General features: G+C 43.7%; 20 protein-coding genes. 11 read left to right on the plus strand and 9 right to left on the minus strand.

Going from position 1 to position 16,394, the window contains the following annotated elements; all coding sequences use genetic code 11:
- Positions 1-11: 11 nt before the first annotated feature.
- The 5 genes from HY58_RS13600 to HY58_RS13620 are packed head-to-tail and all read left to right on the plus strand — an operon-like array spanning position 12 to position 4,070.
- Positions 12-677: a gluconate 2-dehydrogenase subunit 3 family protein gene (locus HY58_RS13600; RefSeq protein ID WP_039132962.1), complete on the plus strand. Its 666-nt coding sequence runs from the start codon at positions 12-14 to the stop codon at positions 675-677.
- Positions 678-687: 10 nt separating this feature from the next.
- On the plus strand, positions 688-1,845 hold the full coding sequence (locus HY58_RS13605; protein WP_039132965.1) for a Gfo/Idh/MocA family protein: 1,158 nt from the start codon (positions 688-690) through the stop codon (positions 1,843-1,845).
- 21 nt (positions 1,846-1,866) lie between these two features.
- On the plus strand, positions 1,867-2,922 hold the full coding sequence (locus HY58_RS13610) for a sugar phosphate isomerase/epimerase (protein WP_039132967.1): 1,056 nt from the start codon (positions 1,867-1,869) through the stop codon (positions 2,920-2,922).
- 13 nt (positions 2,923-2,935) lie between these two features.
- Entirely contained in the window at positions 2,936-3,331 is a 396-nt protein-coding gene (locus HY58_RS13615) for a c-type cytochrome (RefSeq protein ID WP_039132971.1), read from the plus strand.
- A 1-nt stretch (position 3,332) separates the two neighbouring features.
- The gene (locus HY58_RS13620; RefSeq protein ID WP_039132974.1) at positions 3,333-4,070 is read left to right on the plus strand and encodes a DUF1080 domain-containing protein; all 738 of its coding nucleotides are present in this window, start codon (positions 3,333-3,335) and stop codon (positions 4,068-4,070) included.
- Positions 4,071-4,140: 70 nt separating this feature from the next.
- Here the strand turns inward: HY58_RS13620 and HY58_RS13625 are convergent, their stop codons facing one another.
- The 4 genes from HY58_RS13625 to HY58_RS13640 all read right to left on the minus strand — a co-directional run bounded on the left by HY58_RS13625 (position 4,141) and on the right by HY58_RS13640 (position 7,133).
- A complete protein-coding gene (locus tag HY58_RS13625; RefSeq protein ID WP_039132977.1) occupies positions 4,141-5,022 on the minus strand; it encodes a sugar phosphate isomerase/epimerase in 882 nt (293 codons plus the stop codon).
- A gap of 108 nt (positions 5,023-5,130) precedes the next feature.
- A complete protein-coding gene (gene rpsG / locus HY58_RS13630) occupies positions 5,131-5,598 on the minus strand; it encodes a 30S ribosomal protein S7 (protein WP_039132979.1) in 468 nt (155 codons plus the stop codon).
- 18 nt (positions 5,599-5,616) lie between these two features.
- A complete protein-coding gene (gene rpsL, locus HY58_RS13635; RefSeq protein ID WP_039132982.1) occupies positions 5,617-6,003 on the minus strand; it encodes a 30S ribosomal protein S12 in 387 nt (128 codons plus the stop codon).
- Between the two features lie 65 nt (positions 6,004-6,068).
- Positions 6,069-7,133, minus strand: coding sequence for a branched-chain amino acid aminotransferase (locus HY58_RS13640; RefSeq protein WP_039132983.1), 1,065 nt, complete (start codon positions 7,131-7,133; stop codon positions 6,069-6,071).
- A 130-nt stretch (positions 7,134-7,263) separates the two neighbouring features.
- Between HY58_RS13640 and HY58_RS18960 the strand changes: the two genes are divergently transcribed.
- From HY58_RS18960 to HY58_RS13665, 5 genes are read left to right on the plus strand one after another with little or no spacing between them, the layout of a single operon-like run.
- Positions 7,264-7,776, plus strand: coding sequence for a hypothetical protein (locus tag HY58_RS18960; RefSeq protein ID WP_052324127.1), 513 nt, complete (start codon positions 7,264-7,266; stop codon positions 7,774-7,776).
- A gap of 3 nt (positions 7,777-7,779) precedes the next feature.
- Positions 7,780-8,358 (plus strand): RdgB/HAM1 family non-canonical purine NTP pyrophosphatase, encoded by a 579-nt coding sequence (rdgB, locus tag HY58_RS13650; RefSeq protein ID WP_039132985.1) that lies wholly within the window; start codon positions 7,780-7,782, stop codon positions 8,356-8,358.
- Between the two features lie 29 nt (positions 8,359-8,387).
- Positions 8,388-8,951: an RNA polymerase sigma factor gene (locus HY58_RS13655; RefSeq protein WP_052324128.1), complete on the plus strand. Its 564-nt coding sequence runs from the start codon at positions 8,388-8,390 to the stop codon at positions 8,949-8,951.
- Between the two features lie 10 nt (positions 8,952-8,961).
- On the plus strand, positions 8,962-9,801 hold the full coding sequence (locus HY58_RS13660) for a hypothetical protein (protein ID WP_039132988.1): 840 nt from the start codon (positions 8,962-8,964) through the stop codon (positions 9,799-9,801).
- Positions 9,802-9,828: 27 nt separating this feature from the next.
- The gene (locus HY58_RS13665) at positions 9,829-10,263 is read left to right on the plus strand and encodes a thioesterase family protein (protein WP_039132991.1); all 435 of its coding nucleotides are present in this window, start codon (positions 9,829-9,831) and stop codon (positions 10,261-10,263) included.
- A gap of 4 nt (positions 10,264-10,267) precedes the next feature.
- Here HY58_RS13665 and HY58_RS13670 read toward each other — a convergent pair whose 3' ends face one another.
- From HY58_RS13670 to HY58_RS13680, 3 genes are read right to left on the minus strand one after another with little or no spacing between them, the layout of a single operon-like run.
- Positions 10,268-11,008, minus strand: coding sequence for a shikimate dehydrogenase (locus HY58_RS13670; RefSeq protein WP_039132992.1), 741 nt, complete (start codon positions 11,006-11,008; stop codon positions 10,268-10,270).
- Positions 11,008-11,778 carry a phosphosulfolactate synthase gene (locus HY58_RS13675; RefSeq protein ID WP_039132995.1) on the minus strand — a complete coding sequence of 257 codons (771 nt, stop codon included), beginning with the start codon at positions 11,776-11,778 and terminating at the stop codon, positions 11,008-11,010. Before HY58_RS13675 ends, HY58_RS13670 begins: the two co-directional genes overlap by 1 nt.
- 50 nt (positions 11,779-11,828) lie before the next feature.
- Positions 11,829-13,250, minus strand: a complete 1,422-nt coding sequence (locus tag HY58_RS13680) for a tetratricopeptide repeat protein (RefSeq protein ID WP_039132998.1) — start codon at positions 13,248-13,250, stop codon at positions 11,829-11,831.
- A 144-nt stretch (positions 13,251-13,394) separates the two neighbouring features.
- Here HY58_RS13680 and HY58_RS13685 point away from each other — a divergent pair, with 144 nt between their 5' ends.
- Positions 13,395-13,778: a hypothetical protein gene (locus HY58_RS13685; protein ID WP_039133001.1), complete on the plus strand. Its 384-nt coding sequence runs from the start codon at positions 13,395-13,397 to the stop codon at positions 13,776-13,778.
- Between the two features lie 4 nt (positions 13,779-13,782).
- Here the strand turns inward: HY58_RS13685 and HY58_RS13690 are convergent, their stop codons facing one another.
- Positions 13,783-14,439: a hypothetical protein gene (locus HY58_RS13690; RefSeq protein WP_039133004.1), complete on the minus strand. Its 657-nt coding sequence runs from the start codon at positions 14,437-14,439 to the stop codon at positions 13,783-13,785.
- 74 nt (positions 14,440-14,513) lie between these two features.
- A complete protein-coding gene (yidC, locus tag HY58_RS13695; RefSeq protein WP_039133007.1) occupies positions 14,514-16,358 on the minus strand; it encodes a membrane protein insertase YidC in 1,845 nt (614 codons plus the stop codon).
- Between the last annotated feature and the right edge of the window lie 36 nt (positions 16,359-16,394).

The raw sequence follows: 16,394 nt of genomic DNA on the forward strand, positions 1-16,394 counted from the left end.
CAATATATTATATGGACAGAAGGAAATCTATAAAAGCAATTGCACTGGGCTCACTTTCTGCCGGCATGCTGCTTGATGCATGCAAGGAAACAGATAAAAAGGATACAGTAAAAACAGCTGATACAGCGGCAGGTCCTAAGGTTGACCGCATGAAGGAGGAAGAGGCGCATTATAAAAAGATCACTGCAGAGAAATTTTTCACTGATCATGAAATGGCTACCATAACAATTTTAGCTGATATAATTATTCCAAAAGATGAAGTAAGTGGAAGCGCTTCAGAAGCAGGTGTTCCCGATTTCATAGAATTCATTGTGAAGGATATGCCTTACCACCAAACACCGATGCGGGGCGGATTACGCTGGCTCGACATGCAATGTTTCCGCCAGTTTGATAAATCGTTTAAGGATTGTAGTGAGGAAGAAAGAATTTCTATGGTTGACCAGATCGCCTATCCTCAGAAAGCTGCACCTGGAATGCAACAGGGCGTAGCATTTTTCAACCTGATGCGCGATCTAACAGCTTCAGGATTCTATACCTCTCCTATTGGCGTTAAAGATATCGGATATATGGGTAATACGCCCAATCAGTGGAATGGAGTTCCTGATGATGTTCTCAAGCAATATGGAATGGCATATACAGAAAAGGAATTGAAAGAATGTATCAGCTTCATGAAATAAATCTTAAAGGATGAGCCGAAAACTTAGAATGGGGATGATTGGTGGCGGCAAGGATGCCTTTATTGGTGCAGTGCACCGGATGTCTGCCATAATGGATGGTGAAATAGAATTGGTTTGCGGAGCATTCAGCAGTGATGCAGAAAAATCACGGATTAGCGGCTCTTCACTTTATTTACCGAACGACAGGGTATATGGGAGCTTTGAAGAAATGATACTTGCTGAAAAAAAATTACCGGAACATATCCGGATGGATTTTGTAAGCATTGTAACTCCCAATCATATGCATTTCGCGCCTGCACGTATGGCCATGGAAAATGGCTTTCATGTGGTGCTCGATAAGCCTGTCACCTTTACACTTGCTGAAGCAATTCAATTGCAGGAGGTGATTAAAAAAACAGGAATGCTGTTCTGTCTCACGCATACCTATACCGGCTACCCGATGATAAAGGAAGCGCGGCAAATCATTGCTGCCGGCAAGCTGGGGAAGATCAGGAAGATTCAGGTAGAATATCCCCAGGGATGGTTAACCGAATTCAGGGAAGGATCCAATTACAAACAGGCTGCATGGCGCACCGATCCCAAACGCAGTGGTATCTCAGGTTGCATGGGTGATATAGGTACCCATGCCTTTAATATGGCTGAATATGTAAGTGGCTTAAAGGTTACCGCCCTTTGTGCAGAATTAAATATAGTAGTGCCTGGAAGACAATTAGATGATGATGGTGCCGTTTTGCTTCGATTTGAGCAGGGAGCAACTGGTTTTCTTTATGCAACACAGGTTGCTGCCGGCGAAGAGAATAATCTCAAGATCAGGATTTATGGTGAGTTGGGGGGATTGGAATGGTACCAGGAAGATGCTAATTCATTACGCCTGAAATGGCTTCATGAGCCCACGCAGGTATTACGTGCCGGCAATCCTTACCTGAGCAGTTATGCGAGGTTTGGAACCCGCACCCCTGCAGGCCACCCCGAAGGATATCTTGAAGCATTTGCTAACCTCTACCGCAATTTCGCATTAACCCTCAGGACAAAACTGGAGGGGGGCAATCCTGAAAAGGAATGGCTCGATTTCCCTGGCATAACAGAAGGGATAAGGGGAATGGCATTTATTGAGAACGTTGTTAGGAGTTCACAATCGGATCAGAAATGGACTCCTTTTGAAGTCTAAAAATCAACATAAAAGAATTATATGACAACACTTAAAGGTCCCGGTATATTCCTGGCTCAATTCCTGGGCGACAAGGCACCATTCAATAACCTCAGGTCTATTTGCCTTTGGGCTGAGGCCCTGGGTTTTAAAGGCGTACAGATACCCAGTTGGGACAGTCGTTGTATCGATCTTAAACTGGCTGCAGAAAGTAAGACCTATGCCGATGAAGTAAAGGGTATAGTAGAGGAATGCGGAATGAGTATTACTGAATTATCCACGCATCTCCAGGGTCAGTTGGTTGCAGTGCATCCGGCATATAATGAACTCTTTGATGGTTTCGCACCCGAGTCCCTTCGTGGAAATCCAGCTGCCCGTACTGAATGGGCTGTACAACAACTGTTGTATGCAGCACAGGCATCAAGAAACCTGGGACTCAATGCCCATGCCACTTTCAGCGGAGCGCTGTTATGGCATACTGTTTATCCATGGCCACAGAGGCCGGCGGGATTAGTTGAGACTGGTTTTCGTGAATTGGGAAAAAGGTGGCGCCCTATCCTTGACGTATTTGATGAAAATGGTGTAGACCTATGCTATGAGATCCATCCGGGAGAAGACCTTCATGATGGAATATCATATGAGATGTTCCTCAAAGAAGTTGACAATCATCCGCGGGCATGCCTCTTGTACGATCCTTCACATTTCGTATTGCAGTGTCTTGATTACCTGGAATACATTGACATTTATCATGAGCGGATACGCATGTTCCATGTAAAGGATGCAGAATTTAATCCAACAGGAAGGCAGGGCGTTTATGGAGGCTACCAGAACTGGATAAACAGGGCAGGCAGATTCCGTTCATTAGGTGATGGACAGGTTGATTTTGGATCGGTATTCAGCAAACTTGCCGCATATGATTATAAGGGCTGGGCAGTTATGGAATGGGAATGTTGCATTAAACATCCGGAGGATGGAGCAGCAGAAGGTGCTATCTTTATCCAGGACCATATAATCAGGGTTACTGATAAGGCATTTGATGATTTTGCAGGAACTGGTTCAGACGAAGCATTCAACAAGAGAATCCTTGGAATTCAATAAACAAAAAAACAACATGAAAAAGATCTTTATCATCGCAGGCATCAGCGCACTCAGCTTTGCATGTGGAGGCACTGACTCAGAAAAGAAGACGGAAACTACTGCTACTGAACAAGAGGCAGCTCCTGAAACCCCTGCTGTAAATGCAGACGAGGAAAAAGGAATTGAACTTATTGCCGGTAGCGACTGCCTAACCTGTCATAAGGTCAATGAAAAATCTATCGGGCCATCTTACCAGGATGTGGCAAATAAATACACAGCAAATGATGCCACCATCGTTGACCTTGCAGGCAAGATCATTAAGGGAGGTAGCGGTGTTTGGGGTGAAGTGCCTATGACAGCGCATCCACAGCTATCAGAGGATGATGCCAAAACAATGGTAAGATACATCCTCTCATTAAAAACCAAATAAGATGATGCGAAACTTAGTTTTAACTGCCATTTCATCGTTTGTATTAGGTGCCTGCTCAACTTCTCAAAAAATGACAGCCGATAATTCACTCAGCACAAAGGAACAACAGGAAGGATGGCAGCTTCTTTTTGACGGCAAAACCACCAACGGCTGGCATACCTATGGAAAAAACACCGTGGGAGCAGCCTGGAAAGTTACAGATGGCACACTTCATCTGGACGCATCCAATAAGAGCGGATGGCAAACCGGCGATGGAGGAGATATAGTTACAGACCAGGAGTTTGGCGATTATCACCTCAAACTGGAATGGAAGATATCACCTAACGGTAATAGTGGTATCATCTTTAATATACAGGATGACCCCGCTAAATACAAGTATGTATGGCATACGGGGCCTGAAATGCAGGTCCTTGACAATAACGGTCATCCTGATGCGAAGATCCACAAACATCGAGCTGGTGACCTCTATGACCTGATCGCCTCTTCAAAAGAAACAGTCAGGCCAGTAGGTGAATGGAATCTTGCAGAAATCATTCAGCATAATAATAAACTTGAACTCAGGCTGAATGGTGAAACTATCGTCACTACCAGTTTATGGGATGAATCCTGGAAATCATTACTTGCCGGAAGTAAATTTAGGGATATGCCCGATTTTGGGCGATTCCGTTCCGGAAGAATTGCGTTGCAGGACCATGGAGACAATGTATGGTTCCGAAATATTAAAATAAGGAAATTATAATTTTCCTTCCCTGAATAAAAAAGCCCCCGGAGATCTGATCACGGGGGCTTTTTTATAAGTTACAATTTCCTTAGATCAACTTAGCCTTGATATATTTAATACTGGCTTCTACACTGCTTATTGGATCAGGAACGTAGTTGGTTTCCTGCTCAACAAAGAAATGCTTCATGCCGGATACTTTTGCCGCCTTAAATATGGCAGAATAATCAATCGTACCATTTCCAATCTCCGTATTATTACTGCGGTTCACCTTATCCATATCTTTCACATGCCATAGAGGTACTCGTCCTTTAAGCTGATTGAATAATGACACGGTATCAATACCAGAAAATGCGACCCAGTATATGTCCAATTCAAATTTAACAAGGTCCTTATCGGTTTCGCGGGTTAAAATGTCGAACCCGGTTGTGCCATCATAAGATTTAAATTCAAAATCATGGTTATGATAGGCGAACTTGAGGCCGGCCTTTTTCGCAAGTTCAGCACCTGTATTTAGTTTGGCTGCAATCTTTTTGTAATCATCAAGGCTTGACCTCTTTTCTGCAGGAAGCCATGGAATGGTAAAATACGTATTGCCCATGGTAACTGCATGACCAAGCATATCATTGATTTCAGTGGTGCCTTCCCCTGTATCGGAAAACAGGAATTTAGCTGGCATATAATGACCACTGATGGCCTTTAGTCCATGTGATTTAAGCAAGGCGGCAAATTCAGGTACAGGAATTCCAAAGAAACTTCCATTGTTAAGTCCGAAAAGTTCTACTTCCTTGTAACCGGCGGCAGCAACTTTTTCGATCACACCACGTGGATCTTTACTGATCAACTCGCGAAGAGTGTAAAGTTGAAGACCTACTTTCTTAGGTTTGGCTGCTGCCATGAGTGCATCAGGAAGCAAAAGCATTGCCGGTGTAATCAGTCCGGCCTGCTTTAAAAAGGTTCTGCGGGTAGTCATTTTGCTTGAGATAAATTAGTTATGAATATACGTAATCGCTGGAAATTGATGCATACAAAAAAGCCGGTCCTGAAAAGGACCGGCCATATGAAAAAGTAGATATTTCCCTTAAATACGGAAGTGTGAGAATGCTTTGTTGGCTTCGGCCATACGATGCGTATCTTCTTTCTTCTTGTACGCACCACCTTCACCTTTTGCTGCAGCAACGATCTCATTGGCAAGTTTATCTGCCATGCTGCGACCATTTCTTTCACGGCTAAAGCGGATAAGCCACTTTATGCTCAGAGAAACCTTCCTGTCAGGACGAACCTCAGATGGTATCTGGAAAGTTGCACCCCCAATACGGCGGCTACGAACTTCAACAGCCGGAGTTACATTGGCAATTGCTCTTTTCCAGATCTCATAACCGTCTTCATTAGTGATCTTGCTCACCTTGTCAACCGCGTCATAAAATATTTCAAAGGCTACGCTTTTCTTGCCCTGCCACATGATATTATTGACAAAACGGGTAACCAGTTTATCGTTATACCGGGCATCGGGTGCCAGCGGTAATTTTTTGGCTTGTGCTTTCCTCATCGAAGAACTATTTTATAATTATTTTTTACCAGCTTGTTTATCTCTCTTAGTACCGTATTTAGAACGGCTCTGCTTCCTGTCTTTTACACCGGCTGTATCAAGGCTACCACGTACAATGTGGTAACGTACACCCGGAAGGTCTTTAACACGACCACCGCGGATCAGCACAATTGAGTGCTCCTGCAGGTTGTGACCTTCACCCGGGATATAGGCAATAACCTCAATCTTGTTCGTCAGACGAACTTTTGCCACCTTACGGAGGGCTGAGTTCGGCTTCTTAGGAGTAGTTGTGTAAACACGTGTGCACACACCACGACGCTGAGGGCATGCATCCAGAGCCCTGGATTTGCTTTTGGCCTTGATTATTTCTCTACCTTTTCTTACTAATTGCTGAATTGTAGGCATTCTAAACCTTATTTATTTGGGACGGCAAAGGTAAAACCCATTGCCGATAAAACAAAATAAAAATTCTAAACTTTATACATCCACTGATGAGGGTCGGGAGCCATGCCCCCCCTGATGGCAGAAAGTCGACTTTTTACCTCGTTGGCAATGCCAGCTTCCTCAGTATTGAATTGCATGGAAAACTCCTTGTACCTCAGTTCTTTTATCAGGGCTATCACTGCAGCAGTTCCTGTTCCAAAGGCTTCCTGAAGCTTTCCCTTACCATATGCCTCAAGTAATTCATCTATATTGATCCGCCTTTCCGCAACTTCCAGCCCCATGTCCTTTAATACCGTGATAACACTGTCACGGGTAACCCCCGCGAGTATCGTTCCCTCTTCCAGCGAGGGAGTAACCACCTTACCATCAATTACAAAGAAAACATTCATCATCCCTACCTCCTGAAGCCATTTATGCTCAAACGCATCGGTCCAGAGCACCTGGTCATATCCCTGCTTCTGCGCTTCGGTTACTGCCAGCATACTACCTCCATAATTTCCTGCATTCTTGGAAAAACCCACCCCACCAGGAGCAGCACGGGTATAGGCCTCCTCCACGAGGATCTTCATCGGGGCAGCAAAATATGGTCCGGTTGGACTCAGGATGATCAAAAACTTATAGGTAGAAGAAGGTCTTACCCCCAGCATGGTATCAGTCGAAAACATCACCGGACGGATATAAAGGGAATGGTCGGCCATTTGAGGAATCCAGTTCTTGTCCAATTCTATAAGTTTGCGCATACCATCCATGAAAATCTCCTCCGGAACAGCAGGCATGTTCATGCGCTCTGCCGACCTGTTAAATCTCTTAAAGTTGTCGTAGGGCCTGAATATATAGGCGTTACCTTCTGAATCCTTATAAGCCTTAATTCCTTCAAAAATAGCCTGGCCATAATGTAATGCCGCAAGCGAAGGGTCCATCTGCAGGGGCTGGTAGGGTTTGATGGAAACCGATTTCCATTCGCCATCAGCAAACTCGGCCTCAAGCATATGATCCGTAAAATACTTTCCAAAAGGGATATTCTTCAGAGGGATATCATTGAGCCGGGTCCGTTCAACTTTAGTAACCGGAATATCGGTAGCTGCAATCATAATTGGTACATTTGCTGCAAAGTAACAACGAAAAATACGGGCGGCCAAACCATTGGAAGAATTTTACTAACACTTGTTAGTAGCTTGATAACCTGGGTAATTTGCCTGCAACAGACAATCATATCCACCAATGTCAATCAATGATATAGAACTTTCCGGTGAATTATTACAGGCACTTTATAAGGATTCACTGGTTATAACCACACCCGAAAAGAGGATCGCTAAAGAAGTGAAGGCGCCAATGCCCCCGCTTCAATACCTGGGGAACAACAGTAAGCAGTTCGTTATACTCGTAAATTATCCCGAACAGCTTCATCTTCCTGATGAGTCATTTACCTTTTTAGCTAACCTGCTGAAAGCCTGCCAGTTAAATGCGGCTGATGTAGCAATTGTGAACCTTGCAAAGCAGGACATTAGTCTGCCCGAACTCCGTTCTCAACTGCAACCATCTGTGATTGTGAGTTTTGGGGACAATTCACTGAATGCCGAACTTCCCTCCCCAACCCCGCTTATAGCTGAAAAAACAAATGAATTCGGGTACATGCTGGCCCCTCCCATTGAAACCCTGAACCAGGTTAGTGATACCGTAAAGCCCCTTAAGAAAAAACTTTGGGATGGAATCCTTCAATTAATTAAACCTTAGTGTATGGATCTGATCTTTGCAACCAATAATATTAATAAGATAAATGAGATCCGGCAGATCATTCCCGCCGGATTCAATCTTATAACCCTGCATGAGGCAGGCATAAAGATTGATATTCCCGAACCACATGATTCATTACGGGAAAATGCATCTGAGAAAAGCCAGACCATTTATAAGCTGACCGGCAAAAGCTGCTTTAGTGAAGATACTGGTCTGGAAGTGGATGCCTTAGATGGCGCCCCGGGGGTAAGATCTGCCCGTTTTGCCAAAGCAGATGAAGGCTATTCGGGAAACAACGATAAACTCCTGAAACTATTGGGACACAATCCCAACCGTCATGCCCGATTCAGAACGGTCATTTCCTTAATTTTAGAAGGTGAGGAGTATTTTTTTGAGGGAAAATGCGAGGGAACCATCCTTATGCGGCCAAAAGGTTCTAACGGATTCGGATATGATCCGGTTTTTGTTCCGGATGGCGGTGAAAAAAGCTTTGGGGAGATGAGCATGGAAGAGAAAAAAACATTCAGTCACAGGCGCAAGGCCATGGATCTGTTGATCGCTTTCCTGCATAAAAGGTCTTAAGCGATCGAAAACCCAAGAAATAAAAAAAAGTGGAGCAATCAGGCAACCAAAATATTACGGATTACGACTTAATCAAAGGAAGTATTGCCGGAGACCCCAGGATACAGGAGATTCTGTACCAGCGGTTTGCTCCGAAAATGTATGCTATCTGCCTGCGTTATGCGGGAAATAATGATGACGCCCAGGACCTGCTCCAGGAGGGATTTATCAAAGTTTTCAGAAACCTGGAGAAATTCAGGAATGAAGGCTCATTTGAAGGTTGGCTCAGAAGGGTTTTTGTCAATACATCCATTGAACATTATCGTAGGAAAGTTCACCTTAACAGTATTTCTGAAAAGGAGGAAGTAGGCATCGAGGATGTTTCGGTTTCGGTGCTGGACCAGTTAGCGGAAAGAGATATAGTGCAACTGGTTCAGGAATTATCACCAGGCTATAGGGCGGTATTCAACCTGTATGTGATTGAAGGGTATTCTCATAAGGAGATCGGTGAGATACTCGGCATCAGTGAAGGCACCAGTAAATCGCAACTAGCACGGGCCAAATCCATACTGCAGAAAAAAGTGGCAGAACATTTAGGCGTAACAAGAAAATAACCACCAGCTGATGAATGATCCTTTACGAGATAAAATGCATGATTGGCAGGCGAGTCCACCACCTGATGCATGGACAAAAATTGCGGGTGAGCTGGAAGAACTGAATGCGGAAAAGGCAATCAGCACAAGACTGATAGCTTTTGAATCAACACCTCCCGCTCAAATCTGGAACAGGGTAATGCAGGAACTACACGGGTCGGAACCCGAATCAGAACAATCCATCCCCCTCAATCCTGTTGTTCCTGTAAGACCATTATATCCTTATCTGATTAGATATGGTGCAGCAGCGGTTTTAATTGGACTACTCATCTGGGCTTTCAACAGGAATCCATTTGAAAATACTTCACAAACAGCCACCGCATCGCTTGTGCCGATCGAAAATAATTCAGGACCTCAGGTTACTTCACCCGTAGTAACTCGTGCTGCCGATGGAGATATAAAAGAAACTCCCCAACTGATACATATAAACGAAGCGCCCCCGGATAGAAGGGAAACCAGGCGACAACCACAATATTCTTCACTCCGAAACAAGCCAGCGGCCAGGCACGTAAACGGCAATCCGGAAATCTCTGTGAACTACCCTCACCCGCCAACAATTTCACAGTCAATGCTTCCGGTACAGAGTAACGAAGAAGGTTATATCATATTAAGACAGGGAGATGGTCAAAAGGTCAGGATGTCGACCAAATTCGCCCCATTATACTATTCATTGATCAACCAGCAGGAGCATGCTTCCAATGCCAGCATGCTCAATACTTTACAACAGCGTATAAACCGCTCTCCCTATATTCCAGATCCCAATAATTTATTTGATCTGCTGCGCTTTAGTGATCTTATTCAACAGGATTAATAAATCTAACTTTTAAAAATTTAATTCATGGCCCGTATAAGGTTAAGCATGCCCGGGAAGTTTATATTCACAACTGAGGTGCCGGTGAGGATCACTGATCTGAATTATGGCGGACATGTAGGTAATGATAAAATCCTCACCCTGATTCACGAAGCCCGCATGCTGTTTCTCAGGAATGCAGGATACACTGAAATGAATGCTGCCGGGGCTTCACTTATCATGGCAGATGTTGGTATTGAATTCAAGAATGAATTATTTTATGGCGACCGGCTTCAGGTGAAAATTATTGCTGCAGAATTTACAAGGGTAGGATTTGATATCTTTTATCAGTTGGAAAAAATTAGTGGTGATCAATCCTCTATCATTGCCCTCGCTAAAACAGGAATGGTTTGTTATAACTATGAGCAGAAAAAAGTAACCTCCCTCCCAGAAGAATTGATCAGAACGCTGGGAGCATCTTAATGTATTATTCGTTGCTGTTCCATATCCGCCAACTTTCTTCTGCCTGGATGATAAGCATGTCATAACCATTTGCGATGGTTGCACCTCTTTGCCTGGCTTCTTTAAGAAACCTGGTTTCAGCCGGATTATAAACAAGATCGTATAAATAATGCCGGGCTCCTATTGCTTCATAGTTAAGCGGAAGTATCGAATCTTCATTGGGATACATACCAACAGGGGTTGTATTGATCCAAAGGGTTGAACTTCTTAGCAAATCTTCTGTAAGAGATCCATAATTGATGGTGCCATCATTACTCTCCATCTTTCTACTTACAATTATAAATTCTATTCCAAGTTTTGAGAGTATATATTGAACAGCTTTGGAAGCACCACCTGTTCCAAATACAAGGGCTTTAGCATGTTCTTTCCGGAGATATTTTTTCAATGACAATTCAAAGCCGATAACATCGGTATTAAATCCCTGCATTTTACCATCCTGAATTTTAACGCAGTTGCAGGCTCCGATAGTTTTCACAACATCATTGGCGGAATGGAGATAAGGAATTATAGTTTCTTTATGTGGAATGGTGATATTGAACCCCTCCAAAAGAGGATTGGCAAGCATCAATGCAGGAACTTCCTGCACTGATGCCATCGGGAAATTATTATATGTGGCATCAATGCCTTCCCTTTTAAATTTTTCCGTGAAATATCCTTTGGAAAAAGAATGACCAAGGGGGTATCCTATTAAGCCGAACTGGCGCATCAGGCCATTTCTTTATCAAGGAACATATGAAAAGTGTCGCCTCTTAATCCAACCCGCATTGCTTCAAGGGAAAGCATTTCTGCAGGGGCGATATTACCCAGATTAACATTGGCGCCAATCAGTTCAATGAAGTAAAGTTGCTGGGCTTTCTGGGGCGCTTCCCAGATGATCTTTTCTTCGGGTATCTGTGTAAGGATCTCCTGCACCAGACCTTCCCTAACTTCCCCGCTTCCGCGATAGATACCAACATTACCAGCCTCCCGGGCTTCAGCAATAACATAGGTAGAACCCGCATCCAGCTCAGCTCGCATAAGTTCAATCCATTTATAGGGAGGGATGATATGTGCTGCATCCTTACTTCCTACCTCACTTAATACGGTACCATGCTTGGTTAGTTTTTCAATATATCCGCATTTCTCGGCATGCGGGATGGTTATGGAACCATCACTCACTTCCATATAGCTGATGCCATAATCTTTACAAACACTTATATAATCATCAAACTGGTTTCTTATCAGGAATGCCTCAAACAATGTACCGCCAAAATAAACAGGCATATCATAAGAACGGTAAATTTCCAGCTTTTCGCGGAGGTTGGGAGTAACATAAGAAGTTCCAAAACCAAGCTTCACTATATCAACATGAGGATATGCAATACTCATGAAATTCTTACTTTCTTCAATACTCAGGCCCTTATCCATTACCATTGTAATCCCTTTCATTCGCGGCTTGGCAACACGTTCAGGGATCTGCGTTAAATTGAAATTCATTTGCTTTTGTTTAAGGAATTGCCGCGCAAAAATAGGAAACGGGACGCATATTACGGACGGCTACCTTTCCTATTCCTGGCAATTACATCAACAACAAGCTGATTTTGCAATACAGAGGGATGAAGTGCAACAAATTCTTTCAGCTGTTTAGGTGCTTTCTGAATGGCTCTTTCCAGGTATATCAGCGCTTCCCTTGATTTGCCGAGGGCAAACAATATTGCACTTTTATAGTATATAAAAAGGGGCTTGCCTTCAGTATGCTGGAGGGCTGCATCTGCCTGTTCAAGGGCCTCCTCCATAAAAGAGCCTTTGTATAAACAACGTATAAGCGCTTCCCAGCCTGTGGTGCTCTTTGGCCTTGCCCTCACAACATTGGAAAAATAAAATATGGCATCGCGGGTTTCACCCAGCTGGATCTTGCATTCGCCCATGGCGAGGTTGAATTCGGGTACCGATTTTTGGATCTGCATAGCCGTTTCAAGCTGTTTAACAGCCTGTGCCCAGAGCTCTTCATTAATATAGGTGCAACCGATCTTATAATAAAGCCTGGCATCATCCGGATTGAGGTGCACCGCTTTCCTGTAGTAGAACCTGGCCTGGCCATAATTCTTTATGCGGTCATAACAGTGACCAATAGCTTCATAGATTACATCTTCAGGGCGACTAAGCTCAAGCACTTTTTCCAACACTTCAATAGCCTCCCGGAATTTACGCATGCGGATAAATGCATCTCCCATGTTCCGATAGGCATAATCAAATTTTTCGTCAATGGTGATGGCAAATTTATAGGCATCGATTGCCTTCTCATATAGTTTAAGTCCCTGGTAAGCGGCGGCAAGGTTAAACCAGGCAAGTTCATTATAAGGCAGCTCTTCGAGGATCTTCTGGTGCAGGCGAATGCTCTCCTCATTTCTGCCGGTGAAATCAGTCCAGAAACAGATCTTGTACAAGGCCTCTTCGTTTGCAGGTTCCTGTTCCAGGATAAGCTTTAGGCAATCAAATATCTTATCGAACTGCTCGTAGTCATCATAAACATCCGCCAGTTCGAAAAGTAGTTCGATCCGCTCCTCCCCTTCAAAATAATTCAGGGCATTCTCCAGTAATTCAACGGCCTTGTCCTGTTGGTCGAGCGCCAGGTAAGCATCGGTGCGCAGAATAAATAGATTGATGTCTGTACTGTCGAGGAGCTCAGCGAGGTCTAAAATGGAAAGAGCATCCTGGTATTTGCGGGATGCTATCAGTATATCTGCTTTTCGGATCAATAAGGTGGAAGAATAAGGAAACTGCTCAACTGCCATTTCACTGGCTTCAAGCGCCTGTGCCAGGTCTTCGGCCTGGTCAAAGTGATTAATTATCTTTTCATAGGCTTCCTCATCCAGAAAGGAGTAAGAACGGCCGGATTTCCTGTCGTTATACTGCCTGAGCAACTCCTCAATATCCTCTTTATCCTGGCGAAAGGGGTATTCTTTCATTTACTATAGGTTATCCTAATATAGGCTATTCAAAAAAAACATCCAATTAATTGTAACTTTTTTTATCACCATCCGTTAAATACATATTAAAGTTTGTGATAAACGGTTTCGGAATTAGCAAATATTTTTATTATTTTTGTCACGATGTTAAGAAATCTCCATACAAGAATTGCCCGACATAGCTTAAAGCTGTTTGTGGCAACAGCTTTCCTGGGGTTCGCCTGCTTTGCTTTCGCAAGTATGGGTGGGGAGAAAAAGAACCGCAAAGGCTCAAACCTCACTGCAGATTTCGTTCCTATCAAGACCAGCTCAGGATTTACGCTTAAAGCCGGTCCGTCTTACAAGGGGAGCATGATCTTCAAACAGGAAAAATCAGCCAGTCACCTTACTTTTAATACCCTCATCACCTACCAGAAGGGTAATACCACCTATATCATGCCCTATAATCACCGGGTAACTATCAGCAAAGCAGGGGCTACACAGGACAATCTCCAGTTACTTCGCCTGAAGGTGAAACTCAATAAGTGATCGATTAATTTTTTCTTCCTTTTTTACTTTCCTCGTAGGTCATTTCCCTATAACCAGCTTTTGGTATATCGAACTTTGATACCGGAACGGGATTCAGTGATACTTGTGATACTACATACCTGATATTCAGCTTTCCCTGGGTAAGTTCATATTCAAGCGGTAATCCCTTTAAATTTGTGAACTGGCTGTTGTAATCATTATTTTCGGGAATGATATCTTCTGTATAATAGACTACAAAAGAGCTGCCATCCTTCATTTCAGCAACTGCCTTTTTACAAAGGTAGCCTGCCAGCATCTTGGTTTCGGAGCTTGGCGTGAAACGAATCCCTTCATATTTCCGGTTCTTATCTTTCCAATCATCTGCAGTCATCCGGATCAGCACTTTTTGTCCCCCTACTTCCTGCAAAACAACCCCTGCGCCTGTGCGTGAGTCATGTATTGTGGTGAACTTTGCAAGTGCGCTTACCATCTCCGACCTGCTGTGGTGGCCTTTGAGGTAAACCGTGGTGGTTGCGCCGTCAAAAGCATCAGCCAGCCGGGGCTCAACACTGCCGGTGGTAATGACGGCATCGTAGATGATAGTTAAGTCAGCAGTTTTTTTCTGAGCTTCGGAAGCCAGCGCTGTAAAAAACAGGGAGCTGACTATTAATAATTTTTTCATGGTCGATCTTACGGTATCAGACGATTTTTAAACCTTTCAGGTTGTCTAAAATAAGAAAGCCCATCGAAATTGACCTACTTTCCTTTTTTCTGCATGTTCTGCACCCGCTTCTGGGAATTCTGCACTTCCTCCATTTTCTCCTGCCATTTCGATTTGGTCTTGGGTTTAAGGCGGTTTTGTGCGAGCTGGGCAACTATCTGGTCATGATTGATGATGTATTTCTGAATAATGAACTGTAATACCAGCGTAATTACGTTTGATACCGTATAGTACCAGGTAAGCGCTGAAGGCAACCTGTTAAAAAAGAATAACATTACAACCGGAAAGATATACGGCATGTATTTGAGCATCGGATTGTTCTGGTCCGGCGTCATATTCATGTTGTATAATGATATCAGGAAGCTGGTTATAACAGCCAGTAAAGTGAACAAGCTGATATGATCTCCAAATCCAAGTGGAATAGAAAAAGGTAACCGGGCTATTACATCATACGTTGAAAGATCTTCGGCCCAGAGAAAACGTTCACCCCTAAGCGCCACATTAGCATTAAAGAAACTATAGAGCGCAAAAAAGATCGGGATCTGTAATAATGCAGGAATACATCCGCCCAATGGATTCACGCCGGCCTCCCTGAAAAGCTTCATCTGCTCCATTCCGAATGTTTGCTGGTCGTCACCATGTTTTGCTTTCAACGCATCTATCTCCGGCCTGAGCGCTTTCATCTTTGCACCGCTGAGATAACTGGAGTAAACAAGCGGGGAAGTGATCAGACGAATAAATAATGTGAGTAACGCAATCACTATTCCAAAGCTGCCGATGAATTTCTTAATGAAATCAAATACCGGCATTACCACAAACTGGTTGATTGGTCGCACAAATGCATAGAAACCCTGGCCCAGGTTAACGATCTTATCCATATCATCAACACCTACATTCCGAAGGATCTTATAATCATTGGGACCAAAATAGAATTGCAGGGGGATCACGGCAGTATTATCACCAGTCAGTTTTTTCTGGAAACTTGCTTTGGCAGCAACAATAAGGCTGGTGGTGTCTTCACCCGCACTGGTCCAATCAACCTGTGCAGCATCAAACTTGTCTTTAGCAATAAGTGTGGTATTGAAAAACTGCTGCTTTATACTTGCCCAATGTACAGGCTTTTCGAATTTCTCCTGGTCGCTTGAAAACAGATTGAAGTAATCATACTCACCATCTTCCATTATCACCAACTGAGATTGCTGCCTCTCGTACTTCACATCTTTTTCCTGCTGGTGTGCATCAACCACCCAGTTCAGGTTCAGTTGCTGTTGTGTGAGCAAGCTGTTAACGCCATTCAGGCGAATGGTATAATCAACGAGATAACTTCCCTGTTTCAACGCATACTCATGAACGATAGTTTCACCATTATTACCGGTCACTTCATAACTGATCGTCTGGTTACCGGAAGGATCTTTCTTAATGTCTTTTAGCTGGAAAAACAGTTCTCCTGCCTGGGCAGTCTGGTTAGGACCAATATTAACTGCATAACTTATATTATCGCTGCCATCATGAATCAGGGTAACCTGGCTGCTATCGGATCTTTTGTATTTTTTCAGCTTCACCTGAACAGGCTGGGCGCCTTTGTTGGTAAAGCGAATGGCTAATACATCATTCTCAAGGTCCTGGAATGATTCTGCCGCGGCTGCTGCTCGTGCCCATCCGGTTGCTGTTGAATCAATTGTTGCTACCGCATTTACGATGTCAGTTATTACCGGGGCAGTTTTCTTTCTTGCTAATTCTATCTTTGCTACCGAATCTTCGTACTGCTGCTTCTTGACCTGCAGCTCCTGGCTGTTTTTGGAAGAAATGAAGAGATAAACAAAAAGTAGGACTCCCATCAACACAAAACCAATGATCGTATTTCTATCCATGCTCTGCATGTAGTATGTTTTTTGACGTGCAAAGATAGGGTAATA

The sequence above is a fragment of the Flavihumibacter sp. ZG627 genome (genome assembly GCF_000814325.1).
In the GTDB taxonomy this organism is placed as follows: Bacteria; Bacteroidota; Bacteroidia; order Chitinophagales; family Chitinophagaceae; genus Flavihumibacter.

Coding starts and splice junctions, on each gene's coding strand:
- HY58_RS13600 (WP_039132962.1), top strand. CDS start 12: ATGGACAGAAGGAAATCTATAAAAGCAATTGCACTGGGCTCACTTTCT.
- HY58_RS13605 (WP_039132965.1), top strand. CDS start 688: ATGAGCCGAAAACTTAGAATGGGGATGATTGGTGGCGGCAAGGATGCC.
- HY58_RS13610 (WP_039132967.1), top strand. CDS start 1,867: ATGACAACACTTAAAGGTCCCGGTATATTCCTGGCTCAATTCCTGGGC.
- HY58_RS13615 (WP_039132971.1), top strand. CDS start 2,936: ATGAAAAAGATCTTTATCATCGCAGGCATCAGCGCACTCAGCTTTGCA.
- HY58_RS13620 (WP_039132974.1), top strand. CDS start 3,333: ATGATGCGAAACTTAGTTTTAACTGCCATTTCATCGTTTGTATTAGGT.
- HY58_RS13625 (WP_039132977.1), bottom strand. CDS start 5,022: ATGACTACCCGCAGAACCTTTTTAAAGCAGGCCGGACTGATTACACCG.
- rpsG (WP_039132979.1), bottom strand. CDS start 5,598: ATGAGGAAAGCACAAGCCAAAAAATTACCGCTGGCACCCGATGCCCGG.
- rpsL (WP_039132982.1), bottom strand. CDS start 6,003: ATGCCTACAATTCAGCAATTAGTAAGAAAAGGTAGAGAAATAATCAAG.
- HY58_RS13640 (WP_039132983.1), bottom strand. CDS start 7,133: ATGATTGCAGCTACCGATATTCCGGTTACTAAAGTTGAACGGACCCGG.
- HY58_RS18960 (WP_052324127.1), top strand. CDS start 7,264: ATGTCAATCAATGATATAGAACTTTCCGGTGAATTATTACAGGCACTT.
- rdgB (WP_039132985.1), top strand. CDS start 7,780: ATGGATCTGATCTTTGCAACCAATAATATTAATAAGATAAATGAGATC.
- HY58_RS13660 (WP_039132988.1), top strand. CDS start 8,962: ATGAATGATCCTTTACGAGATAAAATGCATGATTGGCAGGCGAGTCCA.
- HY58_RS13665 (WP_039132991.1), top strand. CDS start 9,829: ATGGCCCGTATAAGGTTAAGCATGCCCGGGAAGTTTATATTCACAACT.
- HY58_RS13670 (WP_039132992.1), bottom strand. CDS start 11,008: ATGCGCCAGTTCGGCTTAATAGGATACCCCCTTGGTCATTCTTTTTCC.
- HY58_RS13675 (WP_039132995.1), bottom strand. CDS start 11,778: ATGAATTTCAATTTAACGCAGATCCCTGAACGTGTTGCCAAGCCGCGA.
- HY58_RS13680 (WP_039132998.1), bottom strand. CDS start 13,250: ATGAAAGAATACCCCTTTCGCCAGGATAAAGAGGATATTGAGGAGTTG.
- HY58_RS13685 (WP_039133001.1), top strand. CDS start 13,395: ATGTTAAGAAATCTCCATACAAGAATTGCCCGACATAGCTTAAAGCTG.
- HY58_RS13690 (WP_039133004.1), bottom strand. CDS start 14,439: ATGAAAAAATTATTAATAGTCAGCTCCCTGTTTTTTACAGCGCTGGCT.
- yidC (WP_039133007.1), bottom strand. CDS start 16,358: ATGCAGAGCATGGATAGAAATACGATCATTGGTTTTGTGTTGATGGGA.